Annotated in this window: 15 protein-coding genes; 12 read left to right on the top strand and 3 right to left on the bottom strand. The window is 55.7% G+C overall.

All coding sequences use genetic code 11. From position 1 onward, the window contains the following. The first annotated feature begins 2 nt into the window (after nucleotides 1-2). From ubiJ to tatD, 6 genes are all read left to right on the top strand, one after another. Nucleotides 3-608, top strand: coding sequence for a ubiquinone biosynthesis protein UbiJ (gene ubiJ / locus IM295_RS08975; protein ID WP_028014778.1), 606 nt, complete (start codon nucleotides 3-5; stop codon nucleotides 606-608). Then, a complete protein-coding gene (gene ubiB / locus IM295_RS08970) occupies nucleotides 605-2,245 on the top strand; it encodes a ubiquinone biosynthesis regulatory protein kinase UbiB (RefSeq protein WP_028014777.1) in 1,641 nt (546 codons plus the stop codon). Before ubiJ ends, ubiB begins: the two co-directional genes overlap by 4 nt. A gap of 76 nt (nucleotides 2,246-2,321) precedes the next feature. After that, on the top strand, nucleotides 2,322-2,576 hold the full coding sequence (gene tatA / locus IM295_RS08965; protein ID WP_013099238.1) for a Sec-independent protein translocase subunit TatA: 255 nt from the start codon (nucleotides 2,322-2,324) through the stop codon (nucleotides 2,574-2,576). 3 nt (nucleotides 2,577-2,579) lie between these two features. After that, on the top strand, nucleotides 2,580-3,122 hold the full coding sequence (gene tatB, locus IM295_RS08960) for a Sec-independent protein translocase protein TatB (protein ID WP_193066574.1): 543 nt from the start codon (nucleotides 2,580-2,582) through the stop codon (nucleotides 3,120-3,122). Nucleotides 3,123-3,124: 2 nt separating this feature from the next. Next, a complete protein-coding gene (gene tatC / locus IM295_RS08955) occupies nucleotides 3,125-3,895 on the top strand; it encodes a Sec-independent protein translocase subunit TatC (RefSeq protein ID WP_028014775.1) in 771 nt (256 codons plus the stop codon). 41 nt (nucleotides 3,896-3,936) lie between these two features. Next, nucleotides 3,937-4,719, top strand: coding sequence for a 3'-5' ssDNA/RNA exonuclease TatD (gene tatD, locus IM295_RS08950; RefSeq protein ID WP_048998620.1), 783 nt, complete (start codon nucleotides 3,937-3,939; stop codon nucleotides 4,717-4,719). Here tatD and rfaH read toward each other — a convergent pair. Next, nucleotides 4,716-5,207: a transcription/translation regulatory transformer protein RfaH gene (rfaH, locus tag IM295_RS08945; RefSeq protein WP_020882871.1), complete on the bottom strand. Its 492-nt coding sequence runs from the start codon at nucleotides 5,205-5,207 to the stop codon at nucleotides 4,716-4,718. The genes tatD and rfaH overlap by 4 nt on opposite strands. 170 nt (nucleotides 5,208-5,377) lie before the next feature. Here rfaH and ubiD point away from each other — a divergent pair, with 170 nt between their 5' ends. Then, complete coding sequence (gene ubiD / locus IM295_RS08940) at nucleotides 5,378-6,871, top strand: 4-hydroxy-3-polyprenylbenzoate decarboxylase (protein ID WP_193066573.1); 1,494 nt, start codon at nucleotides 5,378-5,380, stop codon at nucleotides 6,869-6,871. A gap of 42 nt (nucleotides 6,872-6,913) precedes the next feature. Continuing rightward, entirely contained in the window at nucleotides 6,914-7,615 is a 702-nt protein-coding gene (gene fre, locus IM295_RS08935) for an NAD(P)H-flavin reductase (protein ID WP_028014772.1), read from the top strand. Nucleotides 7,616-7,797: 182 nt separating this feature from the next. On the opposite strand, the gene fadA is transcribed toward fre, so the two are convergent. Continuing rightward, nucleotides 7,798-8,961: an acetyl-CoA C-acyltransferase FadA gene (gene fadA, locus IM295_RS08930; RefSeq protein ID WP_008501515.1), complete on the bottom strand. Its 1,164-nt coding sequence runs from the start codon at nucleotides 8,959-8,961 to the stop codon at nucleotides 7,798-7,800. Between the two features lie 9 nt (nucleotides 8,962-8,970). Further along, complete coding sequence (gene fadB / locus IM295_RS08925; RefSeq protein WP_193066572.1) at nucleotides 8,971-11,160, bottom strand: fatty acid oxidation complex subunit alpha FadB; 2,190 nt, start codon at nucleotides 11,158-11,160, stop codon at nucleotides 8,971-8,973. A 190-nt stretch (nucleotides 11,161-11,350) separates the two neighbouring features. Here fadB and pepQ point away from each other — a divergent pair, with 190 nt between their 5' ends. The 4 genes from pepQ to hemG are packed head-to-tail and all read left to right on the top strand — an operon-like array spanning nucleotide 11,351 to nucleotide 15,344. After that, nucleotides 11,351-12,682: a Xaa-Pro dipeptidase gene (gene pepQ, locus IM295_RS08920; protein WP_028014769.1), complete on the top strand. Its 1,332-nt coding sequence runs from the start codon at nucleotides 11,351-11,353 to the stop codon at nucleotides 12,680-12,682. Then, nucleotides 12,682-13,296, top strand: a complete 615-nt coding sequence (locus IM295_RS08915) for an IMPACT family protein (RefSeq protein ID WP_041911843.1) — start codon at nucleotides 12,682-12,684, stop codon at nucleotides 13,294-13,296. Before pepQ ends, IM295_RS08915 begins: the two co-directional genes overlap by 1 nt. Before the next feature lie 40 nt (nucleotides 13,297-13,336). Continuing rightward, entirely contained in the window at nucleotides 13,337-14,788 is a 1,452-nt protein-coding gene (trkH, locus tag IM295_RS08910) for a Trk system potassium transporter TrkH (RefSeq protein WP_013099227.1), read from the top strand. 10 nt (nucleotides 14,789-14,798) lie between these two features. Then, nucleotides 14,799-15,344, top strand: a complete 546-nt coding sequence (hemG, locus tag IM295_RS08905; RefSeq protein ID WP_193066571.1) for a menaquinone-dependent protoporphyrinogen IX dehydrogenase — start codon at nucleotides 14,799-14,801, stop codon at nucleotides 15,342-15,344. Nucleotides 15,345-15,675 lie beyond the last annotated feature (331 nt).

Raw genomic sequence — 15,675 nt, 5'->3', positions numbered from 1 at the left:
CCGTGCCCTTTAAACCCTTAGTCACCGCAGGCATCGAGAATGTGCTGAATGCCTTCCTGTATCGCGCTCCGGCGCTGAAAGCCGCACGTCAGCGGCTAAACGGGAAGGTACTGCGCATTGTGTTAAAAGAGTTCTCGACGCCGCTCGTGCTGGTTTTCAGCGAACGTCAGCTTGACGTTCTGGGTGAGTGGGAAGGTGAAGCTGATTGCTCGGTCATTACCCATATGAGCGTGCTGCCAAAACTGCGCGATCGCCAGCAATTAACGGCGCTTATCCGCAGCGGTGAGCTGGAAGTGGAAGGCGACATCCAGGTCGTGCAGAACTTCGTTGCGCTCAGCGATCTGGCTGAGTTTGACCCGGCAGAGCTGCTGGCGCCTTTTATTGGCGACATCGCCGCTGAAGGGATCGGGAAAGTTATTCATGGCGGCACGGCGTTCCTGCGCAAAAATCTGCAACGCCAACAGCGTTATGCCGCAGAAGTGCTGACCGAAGAGTGGCGCATGGCGCCCGGGCCGCTGGAAGTTGCGTGGTTCGCAGAAGAGACGGCCGCGGTTGAACGTGCGGTTGATGCCCTAAGCAAACGGCTGGAAAAACTGGAGGGCAAATGACGCCTGGTGAAATTCGGCGCCTCTATTTTATCATCCACACCTTTTTGAGTTACGGGCTCGACGAGCTCATCCCCAAAATGCGTATCACGCTGCCGCTCAGGATCTGGCGGCGGACGCTGTTCTGGATGCCAAATCGCCATAAAGGTCAGCCGCTGGGTGAACGCCTGCGTCTGGCGCTGCAGGAGCTCGGCCCGGTATGGATTAAGTTCGGACAGATGCTCTCAACTCGCCGCGATCTCTTCCCGCCGCACATTGCCGATGAACTGGCGATGCTGCAGGACCGTGTCGCCCCGTTTGACGGGGTGAGAGCGAAGAAACAGATCGAGGAGGCGATGGGTAACCTTCCCGTTGAAACCTGGTTTGACGATTTCGAAATAGAACCGCTGGCGTCGGCTTCTATCGCTCAGGTGCACACTGCGCGTCTGAAAGAGAACGGCAAAGAGGTGGTGATCAAGGTGATCCGCCCGGATATCCTGCCGATCATCAAAGCCGACATGAAGCTAATTTATCGTCTGGCGCGCTGGGTTCCGCGTCTGCTGCCGGACGGCCGTCGACTGCGCCCGATGGAAGTGGTGCGGGAATATGAAAAAACGCTGATTGATGAGCTTAATCTGCTGCGAGAATCGGCAAACGCCATTCAGCTGCGCCGCAATTTTGAAAACAGCCCGATGCTCTACGTGCCTGAAGTCTATTCAGACTATTGCAGCCAGAACATGATGGTCATGGAGCGCATCTACGGTATTCCGGTTTCGGATGTGGTGGCCCTGGAGAAGCAGGGAACGAACATGAAGCTGCTGGCCGAACGTGGCGTGCAGGTCTTCTTTACCCAGGTATTCCGCGACAGTTTTTTCCATGCGGACATGCATCCGGGCAATATCTTCGTGAGCTATGAGCATCCTGAGGATCCGAAATACATCGGTATCGACTGCGGAATTGTGGGCTCGCTGAATAAAGAAGATAAACGTTATCTGGCTGAGAACTTCATCGCCTTCTTCAACCGCGACTACCGTAAGGTGGCCGAGCTGCATGTGGATTCCGGCTGGGTTCCGCCAGACACCAACGTCGAAGAGTTCGAGTTTGCTATCCGTACCGTTTGCGAACCGATTTTTGAAAAACCGCTGGCAGAGATCTCTTTTGGACACGTGCTGTTAAACCTGTTCAATACGGCCCGCCGCTTTAATATGGAAGTTCAGCCACAGTTAGTTTTACTTCAGAAAACATTACTTTACGTTGAGGGTGTAGGTCGACAACTCTATCCTCAGTTAGACTTGTGGAAGACGGCTAAACCTTTCCTGGAATCCTGGATTAAGGATCAGGTTGGCCTTCCAGCGCTGGTGCGTTCGTTGAAAGAGAAAGGACCGTTCTGGATCGAAAAAATGCCTGAAATTCCTGAACTGGTTTACGACAGTTTGCGTCAGAGCAAGAATCTTCAGCACAGCATGGATAAAATCGCCCGCGAGCTTCAGTCCAGCCGTGTGCGCCAGGGACAGTCACGCTACCTCTTTGGCATTGGCGCAACGCTGCTGCTGAGCGGTACATTGCTGCTGATCAACCGTCCTGACTGGCAGATGATGCCCGCCTGGCTGATGGCTGGCGGGGTTGTTGTCTGGCTTGCAGGATGGAGAAAAACGCGCTGAGTTTGCATCGCCATCGACAGGTCGCATACGTATAATGCGACCTGACCAATTAATCATCTATCCCTGAGGAATATGTATGGGTGGTATCAGTATCTGGCAATTAGTCATTATTGCCGTCATCGTTGTGCTGCTGTTTGGCACCAAAAAGCTCGGTTCTATTGGTTCCGATCTGGGCGCGTCTATCAAAGGCTTCAAGAAAGCAATGAGCGATGATGAGAGCAAGCAGGATAAAACCAGCCAGGACGCTGACTTTACTGCTAAATCCATCTCCGATAAGCAAGAAGATGCCAAAAAGGAAGACGCTAAACGCCACGATAAAGAGCAGGTGTAAGTCGTGTTCGACATTGGTTTTAGTGAGCTGCTGCTGGTCTTTGTGATTGGTCTGATCGTGCTGGGGCCGCAACGTCTGCCGGTAGCGGTGAAAACCGTCGTGGGCTGGGTTCGAGCGCTAAGATCGCTGGCTTCGACCGTTCAGAACGAGCTGGCGCAGGAACTTAAGCTGCAGGAATTTCAGGAAAGCCTGAAAAAGGTTGAAAAGGCGAGCATGGATAACCTGACGCCGGAACTGAAAGCCTCAATGGATGAGCTGCGCGAAGCGGCGGAATCCATGAAGCGCTCTTACAGCGTTAACGATCCTGAAAAAGCGAGCGATGAAGCGAACACTATTCATAACCCGGTGGTGAAGGACAGCGAAGCGCAGCGTGAGGGCGTGACGCCAGCGAGTGCGGAGCACCAGGCCGCAGCGCCTGAACAAACGCCGCAGGAAACTGAACTGAAAAAACGGGCGCAGCCGGAAGAGCCGGTGGTAAAAGCGGCTGAAGCGAAACCCGCCGCGCCTGTTTCCGAATCATCCCCCTCGTCGAGTGATAAAGCGTAACTATGGCAGTAGATGATACTCAACCGCTTATTACGCACCTTATTGAGCTGCGTAAGCGCCTGTTAAACTGCATTATTGCGGTATTCCTCATATTCCTGTGCCTGGTCTATTTCGCCAACGATATTTATCAGGTGGTTTCTGCGCCGCTGATCAAGCAGATGCCGCTGGGGGCAACGATGATTGCAACAGACGTTGCATCACCGTTTTTCACTCCGATTAAGCTCACCTTCTGGGTGTCGTTGATTGCGTCTGCACCCGTCATCCTTTATCAGGTATGGGCATTTGTGGCGCCAGCACTGTACAGGCACGAACGTAAACTGGTGATCCCGCTGCTGGTCTCCAGTTCGCTGCTGTTCTATATCGGCATGGCGTTTGCCTACTTCGTTGTCTTCCCGCTGGCCTTTGGCTTCCTGACGCATACCGCGCCGGAAGGGGTTCAGGTATCGACGGATATCGCCAGCTACCTCAGCTTTGTGATGGCGCTGTTTATGGCGTTCGGTGTGGCGTTTGAAGTGCCGGTGGCCATTGTGCTGCTCTGCTGGGTTGGGGTAACCACCCCTGATGACCTGCGTAAGAAGCGTCCCTATATTCTGGTGGGCGCCTTCGTAGTCGGCATGCTGCTGACGCCGCCGGACGTCTTCTCACAAACGCTGCTGGCAATACCGATGTACTGCCTGTTTGAGGTTGGCGTATTCTTCTCGCGTTTCTACGTGGGAAAAGGACGCCGGTCGGACGATGAAGACGATGCGTCCGAAAAGACCACTGAAGAGTAAAACCAGCCGCCCGTCAGGGCGGTTGTTCTATGGGGAATCGCATGTTTGATATCGGACTCAACCTGACCAGCTCGCAGTTTGCGAAAGATCGTGACGAGGTGGTTGCGCGTGCTTTTGAGGCTGGCGTAAAAGGGCTGCTCCTGACCGGGACCAACCTGCATGAGAGCGAGCAGGCACTGCTGCTGGCGCAACGCTATCAACACTGCTGGTCAACCGCCGGCGTCCACCCTCATGACAGCAGCCAGTGGACGGCGGAGAGCGCAGAAATCCTGCGCACGCTGGCAAAAACGGCAGAGGTGGTGGCTATTGGCGAGTGCGGGCTCGATTTTAACCGCAATTTCTCCACGCCTGAAGAACAGGAAAAGGCGTTCACTGCCCAGCTTGCGCTGGCGGCAGAGCTTGAAATGCCCGTCTTTATGCACTGTCGCGATGCGCATGAACGTTTTCTCGCACTGCTTGACCCGTGGCTGGATAAACTGCCCGGCGCAGTGCTCCACTGCTTCACCGGGTCTCGCCAGGAAGCGCTGGATTGCCTGAACCGCGGTTTGTATCTGGGGATCACCGGTTGGGTGTGTGATGAGCGCCGCGGGCTTGAGCTTCGCGAGCTGCTGCCGATAATCCCGGCAGACCGTTTGCTTCTTGAAACCGATGCGCCATACCTGCTGCCGCGAGATATGAAGCCCAAACCAGCATCGCGGCGAAACGAGCCCGCCTTGCTGGGGCACATTGTTGAGCGCGTAGCGCACTGGCGCGGAGAGGATCCGCACTGGCTTTCCGCGCAGACGGATGACAACGTGCGTCGCCTGTTCGGGATAAACGTTTAAACTTTGCGGAAGTCGGTGTTTTTCACGCTCTGCAGCACCTGCTTGTTCAGCAGATTGAGCAACAGCATGGAGCGCGCTTCACCGTCCGGCTCGGCGAAAATCGCCTGCAGGCCTTCGAATGCGCCTTCGGTAATGACGACGCTATCACCCGCGTAAGGGGTTTCCGGGTCGGTGATCCCTTCAGGCTGTTGATAAACAGACAGCTGATGAATGACGGTCGACGGAACGGTTGCCGGGTGGGCACCAAAACGAACGAAGTGGCTGACGCCGCGCGTTGCGCTGATGGTAGTGGTGTGGATCACCTCAGGGTCGAACTCCACGAACAGATAGTTCGGGAATAAAGGCTCACTGACGGTTGTGCGCTTCCCGCGCTGCATTTTTTCAAGCGTGATCACGGGTGTCAGACAATTTACAGACTGACGTTCAAGATGTTCCTGCGCGCGCTGAAGTTGCCCGCGTTTGCAATACAGTAAATACCAGGCCTGCATAATCACTCTTTCCCTTAGTTCGGGGCGCAAGCATATCAAAACCCTAGAGGGATCGCTAAGTTGATTATAATGGGGGAAATTCGAACACAGCGGATAAGTTCACGCTAATTTAACAAAATTACAGCATCAAGCAGGCTTACGCCGTATAATGAAGCGCTTACAGAGAGGCCATGACTAACTGCATGAAATACCACGATCTCCGCGACTTCCTGACGCTGCTGGAAAAGCAGGGTGAACTGAAACGCATTACACTTCCTGTTGATCCTTATCTGGAAATGACAGAAATTGCTGACCGCACCCTGCGTGCCGGTGGCCCTGCATTACTGTTTGAAAATCCAAAAGGTTACTCAATGCCGGTGCTGTGCAACCTGTTTGGCACCCCGCGTCGTGTCGCGCTGGGAATGGGGCAAGAAGACGTTACCGCGCTGCGTGAAGTGGGGAAACTGCTGGCATTTCTGAAAGAGCCTGAGCCACCGAAAGGTTTCCGCGATCTGTTCGATAAGCTGCCGCAGTTTAAGCAGGTGTTGAACATGCCCACCAAACGCCTGCGCGGCGCGCCGTGTCAGCAGAAAGTGCTGGAAGGCGATGCGGTGGATCTCACCAAAATCCCTATCATGCAGTGCTGGCCTGAAGATGCTGCGCCGCTGATCACCTGGGGCCTCACCGTGACGCGCGGACCGCATAAAGAGCGGCAAAACCTCGGTATTTATCGCCAGCAGCTGATTGGCAAGAATAAGCTCATCATGCGCTGGCTGTCGCACCGCGGCGGCGCGCTGGATTTCCAGGAGTGGTGTGTTGCACATCCGGGTGAACGGTTCCCGGTGTCTGTCGCGTTAGGTGCCGATCCGGCCACCATTCTGGGGGCGGTCACGCCCGTACCGGATACGCTCTCTGAATATGCGTTTGCTGGCCTGCTGCGCGGGACTAAAACCGAGGTCGTGAAGTGTATCTCCAACGATCTCGAAGTGCCGGCCAGCGCCGAAATTGTGCTGGAAGGTTACATTGAGCAGGGTGAAATGGCGCCAGAAGGCCCATACGGCGATCACACTGGCTATTACAACGAAGTGGATAACTTCCCGGTGTTTACCGTCACGCATGTTACTCAGCGTGAAGATGCGATTTATCACTCCACCTATACTGGCCGCCCACCGGATGAACCGGCGGTGCTCGGCGTGGCGCTGAACGAAGTTTTTGTGCCGATCCTGCAAAAGCAGTTCCCGGAAATCGTTGATTTTTATCTGCCGCCTGAAGGATGCTCGTATCGCATGGCGGTGGTCACGATGAAGAAGCAGTATCCCGGACATGCTAAACGCGTGATGATGGGCGTATGGTCTTTCCTGCGCCAGTTTATGTATACCAAATTTGTTATTGTCTGCGATGATGACGTTAACGCCCGTGACTGGAACGACGTTATCTGGGCGATAACCACGCGAATGGATCCTGCGCGTGATACGGTGTTAGTCGAAAATACGCCGATAGATTATCTGGATTTTGCCTCGCCGGTTTCCGGTCTTGGCTCAAAGATGGGACTGGATGCCACAAATAAATGGCCTGGCGAAACCGACCGTGAATGGGGTCGCCCGATCAAAAAAGATCCTGCTGTGACCGCGCGAATTGACGCGATCTGGGACGAACTGGCCATAATGAATAACGGTAAACCCTGAGCTGACCGTTAAGCCCTATAGACTTCCCGACAGAGAGAGCGAGTGACAACCTTAAGCTGTAAAGTGACGTCGGTAGATGCTATTACCGACACCGTATATCGCGTCCGTTTGGTTCCTGAAGCGGCATTCTCATTCCGTGCCGGTCAGTACCTGATGGTGGTGATGGATGAGCGTGATAAGCGTCCTTTCTCTATGGCCTCTACGCCAGCAGAGCAGGAATTTATTGAGCTGCATATTGGTGCGTCTGAGCTTAACCTGTACGCGATGGCCGTGATGGACCGCATCCTGAAAGAGCGTGAGATTGTGGTCGACATTCCTCACGGCGATGCGTGGTTGCGTGATGACGAAGACCGTCCGCTGATTCTGATCGCGGGCGGTACGGGCTTCTCCTATGTGCGCTCTATTCTGTTGACCGCGCTGGCGCGTAATCCAGACCGTGACATCACTATCTACTGGGGCGGCCGTGAAGAGAAGCACCTGTACGACCTGTCTGAACTGGAAGCGCTGAGCGTTAACCATCCTAACCTGCGCATTGAGCCAGTGGTCGAGCAGCCGGAAGAGGGCTGGCGTGGACGTAGCGGGACGGTGCTGACGGCGGTACTGCAGGATCACGGCACGCTGGCAGGACATGATATCTACATTGCAGGCCGTTTCGAGATGGCGAAAATTGCCCGCGACCTGTTCTGTAACGAACGCGATGCGCGTGAAGATCGCCTGTTTGGCGATGCGTTTGCCTTCATTTAAATAAAAAACCCGCCCCTGACAGGCGGGAAGAACGGCAACTAAACTGTCTCTCTTCGCCAATGACGCCATAACTGCGTTGGCTGCGCTCGGTCACCCGAATCACTTACTAATGTAAGCTCATCGGGATTCGCTCGCTTGCCGCCTTGTTCTGACGTCATTGGCTTTGAGATACTTTTCCTTACTTACACTCTCTCAAACACCGTCGCGATACCCTGACCCAGGCCGATACACATCGTTGCCAGACCAAACTGGGCATCTTTGCGTTCCATCAGGTTAATCAGCGTCGTGCTGATACGCGCCCCGGAACAGCCCAGCGGGTGACCGAGGGCGATCGCGCCGCCGTTGAGGTTAATCTTCTCGTCGATCTGCTCCATCAGCCCCAGATCTTTAATGCATGGCAGGATCTGCGCGGCAAACGCTTCGTTCATCTCGAACAGATCGATATCGCTGGCAGTTAAGCCCGCTTTTTTCAGCGCCAGCTTCGAGGCCGGAACCGGGCCGTAACCCATGATTGAAGGATCGCAGCCCACCACCGCCATCGAACGCACGCGAGCGCGTGGCGTCAGGCCCAATTCGCGGGCGCGGCTTTCGCTCATCACCAGCATCGCGGCGGCACCGTCGGACAGCGCCGACGACGTCCCTGCCGTTACCGTACCGGTGACCGGATCAAATGCCGGACGCAGGGTAGAAAGCGCTTCGACCGTCGTTTCCGGGCGAATAACTTCGTCGTAGCTGAACTGCTTCAGTACGCCGTCTGCATCGTGGCCGCCGGTGGGGATGATCTCATTCTTGAAGGCACCGGACTGCGTGGCGGCCCAGGCGCGGGCGTGAGAGCGCGCGGCAAAAGCATCCTGCATTTCACGACTGATGCCGTGCAGGCGGGAGAGCATCTCGGCGGTAAGGCCCATCATGCCTGCGGCTTTCGCCACGTTGCGGCTCATGCCCGGATGGAAATCGACCCCGTGGCTCATCGGCACGTGTCCCATGTGTTCAACGCCGCCGACCAGACAGGCCTGCGCATCGCCGGTCATGATCATGCGCGCCGCGTCGTGCAGGGCCTGCATCGACGAACCACACAGGCGGTTGACGGTGACCGCCGGAACCGAATGCGGGATCTCCGCCAGCAGCGACGCGTTGCGGGCGATGTTGAAGCCCTGCTCCAGCGTTTGCTGCACGCAGCCCCAGTAGATATCGTCGAGCGCTGCTGGGTCCAGCGCCGGGTTACGCGCCAGCAGGCTACGCATCAGGTGCGCGGAGAGATCTTCCGCTCGCACATTACGGAACGCACCGCCTTTTGAACGGCCCATCGGGGTGCGAATTGCATCAACAATGACAACCTTTTCCATTGTGACTCCTTAAGCCGTTTTCAGCGCGCCAACCGGACGGGCTGGTTCAACTGCTGGATAGTAGGGTTCGTTATGGCGCGCTTTGTTACGCAGCCCTTCCGGCACTTCATAAAGCGGGCCGAGGTGCTGATACTGCTGCGCCATATCGAGATAGCGGGCGCTGCCGAGCGTATCCAGCCAGCGGAACGCGCCGCCGTGGAACGGAGGGAAGCCCAGACCGTATACCAACGCCATATCCGCTTCTGCCGGGCTGGCGATAATGCCTTCTTCCAGGCAACGGACCACTTCGTTGATCATCGGAATCATCATGCGGGCAATAATTTCGTCGTCGGTGAAGTCGCGTTTCGGCTGGCATACGTCGGCCAGCAGGCCATCCACCGCCGCATCTTCTTCTTTCTTCGGTTTGCCTTTGCTGTCTTCTTTATAACGCCAGAAGCCCAGGCCGTTTTTCTGTCCGAAGCGGTTGGCGTCAAAGAGGGCGTCAATGGCATCGCGATAATCTTTCTGCATGCGCTGCGGGAAGCCCGCCGCCATGACGGCCTGCGCGTGGTGGGCGGTATCAATGCCGACGACATCCAGCAGATACGCCGGGCCCATCGGCCAGCCGAACTGTTTTTCCATTACTTTGTCGATTTTGCGGAAGTCCGCGCCGTCGCGCAGCAGTTGGCTGAAGCCGGCGAAGTACGGGAACAGCACGCGGTTCACAAAGAAGCCTGGGCAGTCATTAACGACGATCGGCGTTTTACCCATCTTGCTTGCCCACGCCACGACTCTAGCGATGGTTTCGTCAGAGGTTTTTTCCCCGCGGATCACTTCGACCAGCGGCATACGATGTACCGGGTTGAAGAAGTGCATACCGCAGAAGTTTTCCGGACGCTTCAGCACGCTCGCCAGTTCGCTGATGGGGATGGTGGAGGTGTTAGAGGCCAGCACGGTATCCGGGCGAACCTTGTCTTCCGTTTCCGCCAGCACCGCTTTTTTGACCTTCGGGTTCTCGACGACGGCTTCGACCACCACGTCGACACGATCAAAACCGCTGTATTCCAGCACGGGCTGGATGGTGGAGATCACGCCTGCGAGCTTCAGCCCGTCAATTTTGCCGCGCTCAAGCTGTTTGTTCAGCAGCTTGGCCGCTTCGGTCATGCCCAGCGTCAGGGATTTTTCGCTGATGTCTTTCATCACTACCGGCACGCCTTTCCAGGCCGACTGGTAAGCGATGCCGCCACCCATAATCCCCGCGCCGAGTACCGCCGCGTGTTTTGGCGTCTCAACGTTTTTGGTCAGCTGTTTGGCTTTGCCCTTCACGAACTGATCGTTGAGGAAGATACCAACCAGCGCGCGGGCTTCATTGGTGTGCGCCAGCGGAACAAAGCTCTGGTTTTCCAGCTTCAGGGCTTCGTCGCGGCCAAAGCGGGCTGCCGCTTCAATGGTTTTCACCGCCGTGATTGGCGCCGGGTAGTGTTTACCCGCCGTCTGCATCACCATGCCTTTGGCGATGGTGAAGCTCATGGTGGCTTCAATCTTGCTGAGCTTTAACGGCTCCAGCTTCGGCTGACGTTTGGCTTTCCAGTCCAAATCGCCGTTAATCGCCTGACGCAGAATGGCGAGTGCACCTTCAACCAGCTTCTCTGGTTTCACGACGCCGTCGACCAGGCCGATTTTCTGCGCCTGTTCTGCACCCACGTCTTTACCAGCGGCAATGATTTCCAGGGCGCTATCGGCGCCCAGCATGCGCGGCATACGCACGGAACCGCCAAAGCCCGGCATGATGCCCAGCTTGGTTTCCGGCAGGCCGATACGCAGGTCCGGCGTCGCCAGACGGTAGTCGGTCGCCAGCACGCACTCGCAGCCGCCGCCCAGCGCGTAGCCGTTCACGGCAGAGATCGTTGGAACAGGCAGATCTTCCAGACGATTAAAGACGCTGTTGGCAAAGTGCAGCCACTGGCTCAGCTGTTCTTCCGGAACCTGGAACAGCGAAAGAAATTCGGTGATATCGGCACCGACAATAAAGGCCGCTTTGTTAGAACGCAGCAGCAGCCCTTTTAATTCAGATTGCTTTTCAAGTAATTCCAGCGCCTGGCCAAGACTGGCCACCGTCGCGGTATCAAGCTTATTCACTGAGCCGGGGGCATCGAACACCAGTTCGGCAATGCCATCTTCCAGCCAGTTGAGGTACAGGGTGTCGCCTTTGTAAAGCATGTCAGTCTCCTGAATCCAGCAAGTGGATCTGGTCATACCAGATGAGACGGAGTGTGGAATTTATGTTAATAAAATGCAAATTACTCATTAAGAAATTGCTGCGTTGATCACGGTCGGTGGAAATCACGCAGCCGGAGTGAGGTGTGCTAAGATGCGATGACTTGAGGTCAAAAAAACGAAAGGAAGAATGATGGACTCACTGGCTTCGCTTTATAAAAATCATATCGTTACCCTACAGGAACGTACCCGCGATGTACTGGCCCGCTTCAAGCTGGATGCTCTTCTGATCCACTCCGGCGAGCTGATGAATACTTTTCTTGATGACCACGCCTATCCGTTTAAGGTTAACCCGCAGTTTAAAGCCTGGGTGCCGGTGACACAGGTTCCGAATTGCTGGCTTCTGGTGGACGGCGTTAACAAGCCGAAACTGTGGTTCTACCTGCCGGTTGATTACTGGCACAACGTCGAACCGCTGCCGACCTCTTTCTGGACCGAAGAAATTGAGGTGATCGCCCTGCCAAAAGCGGACGGCATTGGCAGCCAGCTGCCAGCGGCGCGCGGCAACATCGGCTACATTGGCCCTGTGCCTGAACGTGCGCTCGGTCTGGATATTCCGGCTGACAAACTCAATCCGAAAGGCGTGCTGGATTACCTGCACTATTACCGCGCGTATAAAACTGACTATGAACTCTACTGCATGCGTGAAGCGCAAAAAACGGCGGTGAATGGCCACCGCGCCGCGCACGAAGCGTTCCAGTCAGGCATGAGCGAGTTCGATATCAACCTGGCCTACCTGACCGCAACCGGTCATCGTGACACCGACGTACCGTACAGCAACATCGTCGCGCTGAATGAGCATGCGTCTGTTCTCCACTACACCAAACTGGATCATCAGGTTCCGTCTGAGATGCGCAGCTTCCTGCTGGACGCAGGCGCAGAGTACAACGGCTATGCGGCCGATCTGACCCGCACCTGGGCGGCGAATGCGGATACCGATTTTGCGCAGCTTATTAAGGACGTAAACGACGAACAGCTGGCATTGATTGGCACCATGAAGGCCGGAACCAGCTACGTGGATTACCACATCCAGTTCCATCAGCGCATTGCCAAACTGCTGCGTAAGCATCAGATTGTGAAAGACATGAGCGAAGAGGCGATGGTCGAAAACGACCTGACTGGACCATTCATGCCGCACGGTATCGGCCACCCGCTGGGCCTGCAGGTTCACGACGTTGCGGGCTTCATGCAGGATGATACCGGCACGCACCTGGCGGCACCGTCTAAATATCCTTACCTGCGCTGCACCCGTATTCTTGAGCCGCGCATGGTATTGACCATCGAGCCGGGGATCTACTTTATTGAATCCCTGCTGGCGCCGTGGCGTGAAGGGCAGTTCAGCAAGCACTTCAACTGGGAAAAAATCGACGCGCTGAAACCGTTTGGCGGCATTCGTATCGAAGATAACGTGGTGGTTCACGAGAACGGTATCGAGAATATGACGCGAGACCTGAAGCTGGCCTGATGGAAAGCTGGCTGATACCGGCTGAACCGGTCACCTTTGTTGAGGAAATCAAGAAAAGCCGCTTTATTACGCTGCTGGCGCACACTGACGGCGTAGAGGCGGCGAAAGCGTTTGTCGAGTCCGTTCGCGCGGAGCACCCTGACGCACGTCACCACTGCGTGGCGTGGGTGGCAGGGCCACCGGACGATTCGCAACAGCTCGGTTTTTCAGACGACGGTGAACCGGCGGGCACAGCCGGTAAACCCATGCTCTCCCAGCTGATGGGCAGCGGCGTGGGTGAAATTACCGCCGTGGTGGTGCGCTACTACGGCGGCATCCTCTTGGGCACGGGCGGGCTGGTTAAAGCGTATGGCGGTGGAGTGCAGCAGGCACTGAATATCCTGACGACCACCCGCAAAACGCCGCTCACCGAATATACTTTATTGTGCGATTACGCTCAGCTATCGGGCATTGAAACACTGCTCAAACAATTTAACGGCGTGATTGCGCACAGTGATTACCAGGCAATGGTGCAATTACGCGTGGCGCTTCCTCAGGCAGAACTGGCTGCTTTTTCAGCAAAACTGGCTGATTTCAGTCGCGGTTCGTTGCAATTGCTGCCGATTGAAGAATAATCCCCACCTCACTTTTTGAATACCAAAGGAAGCGGCAGAGATGCATTTTCGTGCCATAACCCGAATCGTTGGACTGCTGGTCATACTCTTTTCGGGGACGATGATTCTCCCTGGACTGGTGGCGCTTATCTACCGGGACGGCGCGGGGCGGGCTTTTACCCAGACCTTCTTTGTCGCGCTGGCGATCGGCTCGCTGCTGTGGTGGCCGAACCGTCGTCAGAAAGGTGAGCTGAAATCTCGCGAAGGCTTTCTGATTGTGGTCCTGTTCTGGACGGTGCTGGGAAGCGTCGGTTCGCTGCCCTTTATCTTCTCTGAGCAGCCTAACCTCAGCATCACGGATGCCTTTTTTGAATCGTTTTCCGGTTTAACGACCACCGGTGCGACGACGCTGGTGGGGCTGGATTCGTTACCCCACGCTATTCTCTTTTATCGCCAGATGCTGCAGTGGTTCGGGGGGATGGGGATCATCGTCCTGGCGGTGGCCATCCTGCCGATTCTGGGCGTCGGGGGGATGCAGCTGTACAGGGCTGAAATGCCGGGGCCGCTGAAAGATAATAAGATGCGCCCGCGTATTGCCGAGACGGCGAAAACCCTGTGGCTGATTTATGTTTTGCTGACGGTAGCCTGCGCGCTGGCGCTGTGGTTTGCCGGGATGCCTGCCTTCGATGCTATCGGGCACAGCTTTGCGACAATTGCTATCGGCGGGTTCTCCACTCACGATGCCAGCGTGGGGTACTTCGACAGCCCAACGATTAACACCATCATTGCGATTTTCCTGCTGATCTCCGGCTGTAACTACGGCCTGCACTTCTCTTTACTGAGCGGACGTAGCCTGAAGGTGTACTGGCGCGATCCTGAGTTTCGCATGTTCATTGGCGTCCAGCTTACCCTGGTCGTCATCTGCACCCTGGTGCTGTGGTTCCATGATGTTTACAACTCGGCGCTGACCACGCTCAATCAGGCGTTTTTCCAGGTGGTGTCGATGGCGACGACCGCCGGGTTTACCACGGACAGCATCGCGCGCTGGCCGCTGTTCCTGCCGGTACTTCTGCTGTGCTCCGCGTTTATCGGCGGCTGCGCCGGGTCGACGGGCGGTGGTCTGAAGGTGATTCGTATTCTGCTCCTGTTCAAGCAGGGGAACCGTGAGCTGAAGCGCCTGGTCCACCCGAATGCGGTCTACAGCATTAAGCTGGGGAACCGCGCGCTACCGGAACGTATCCTCGAAGCGGTGTGGGGGTTCTTCTCGGCGTATGCGCTGGTCTTTATCGTCAGCATGCTGGCGATCATCGCGACGGGAGTGGATGATTTCTCCGCTTTTGCGTCCGTCGTCGCAACACTAAACAACCTCGGGCCTGGCCTGGGGGTTGTGGCGGATAACTTTGCCAGCATGAATCCGGTTGCGAAATGGATCCTTATTGCCAATATGCTGTTTGGTCGTCTTGAGGTCTTTACGCTGCTGGTGCTGTTTACCCCAACATTCTGGCGCGAATAAGGAGCCGTTGATGAAAACACTGATTCTTTTCTCTACGCGAGACGGACAAACGCGTGAGATTGCCGCGTATCTGGCGTCGGAATTAAAAGAGCTGGGCATTTACTCGGATGTGGTGAACCTGAATCGCGCAGAGGAGATTGCCTGGCAGGAGTACGATCGCGTGGTGATTGGCGCCTCCATTCGTTACGGACACTTCCATCCGGCGCTGGATCGCTTTGTGAAAAAGCATACGGCGTTACTCAACACATTGCCGGGCGCGTTTTACTCGGTCAATCTGGTTGCCCGTAAAGCTGAGAAGCGTACGCCGCAGACCAACAGCTACACGCGCAAATTTTTGCTCGGCTCGCCGTGGCAGCCAGACCTGTGCGCCGTCTTTGCCGGTGCGCTGCGCTATCCTCGCTACCGCTGGTATGACCGCTTCATGATCCGCCTGATAATGAAGATGACGGGTGGCGAAACCGATACGCGTAAAGAAGTGGTTTATACCGACTGGTCGCAGGTGGCCAGTTTTGCGCGGGAAATTGCCCATTTAGCGGGCGATTCGCGACTTAAATAAGCGTTAAGTTTGAAAAGTGAGCGAACGAAAAGTTTTTTGTATTTTGTGCTTGTCACTTCAGAATAACTCCCTATAATGCGCCTCCACTGACACGGAACAACGGCACACACGCCGCCGGGTCAGCAGAGAACAGCGAAAATAAACGCTTGACTCTGAAAGAGGAAAGCGTAATATACGCCACCTCGCAACGGTGAGCGAAAGCCGCGTTGCACTGCTCTTTAACAATTTATCAGACAATCTGTGTGGGCACTCAAAGTGACATGGATTCTTAACGTCCTCGGACGAAAAATGAATACCAAGTCTCTGAGTGAACATACGTAATTCATTACGA

It is taken from the genome of Enterobacter cloacae complex sp. P14RS (genome assembly GCF_014895895.1).
Lineage (GTDB): Bacteria > Pseudomonadota > Gammaproteobacteria > Enterobacterales > Enterobacteriaceae > Enterobacter > Enterobacter bugandensis.
The sequence above is the reverse complement of the archived record's forward strand: the minus strand, read 5'-3'. Positions and strand labels throughout refer to the sequence as shown.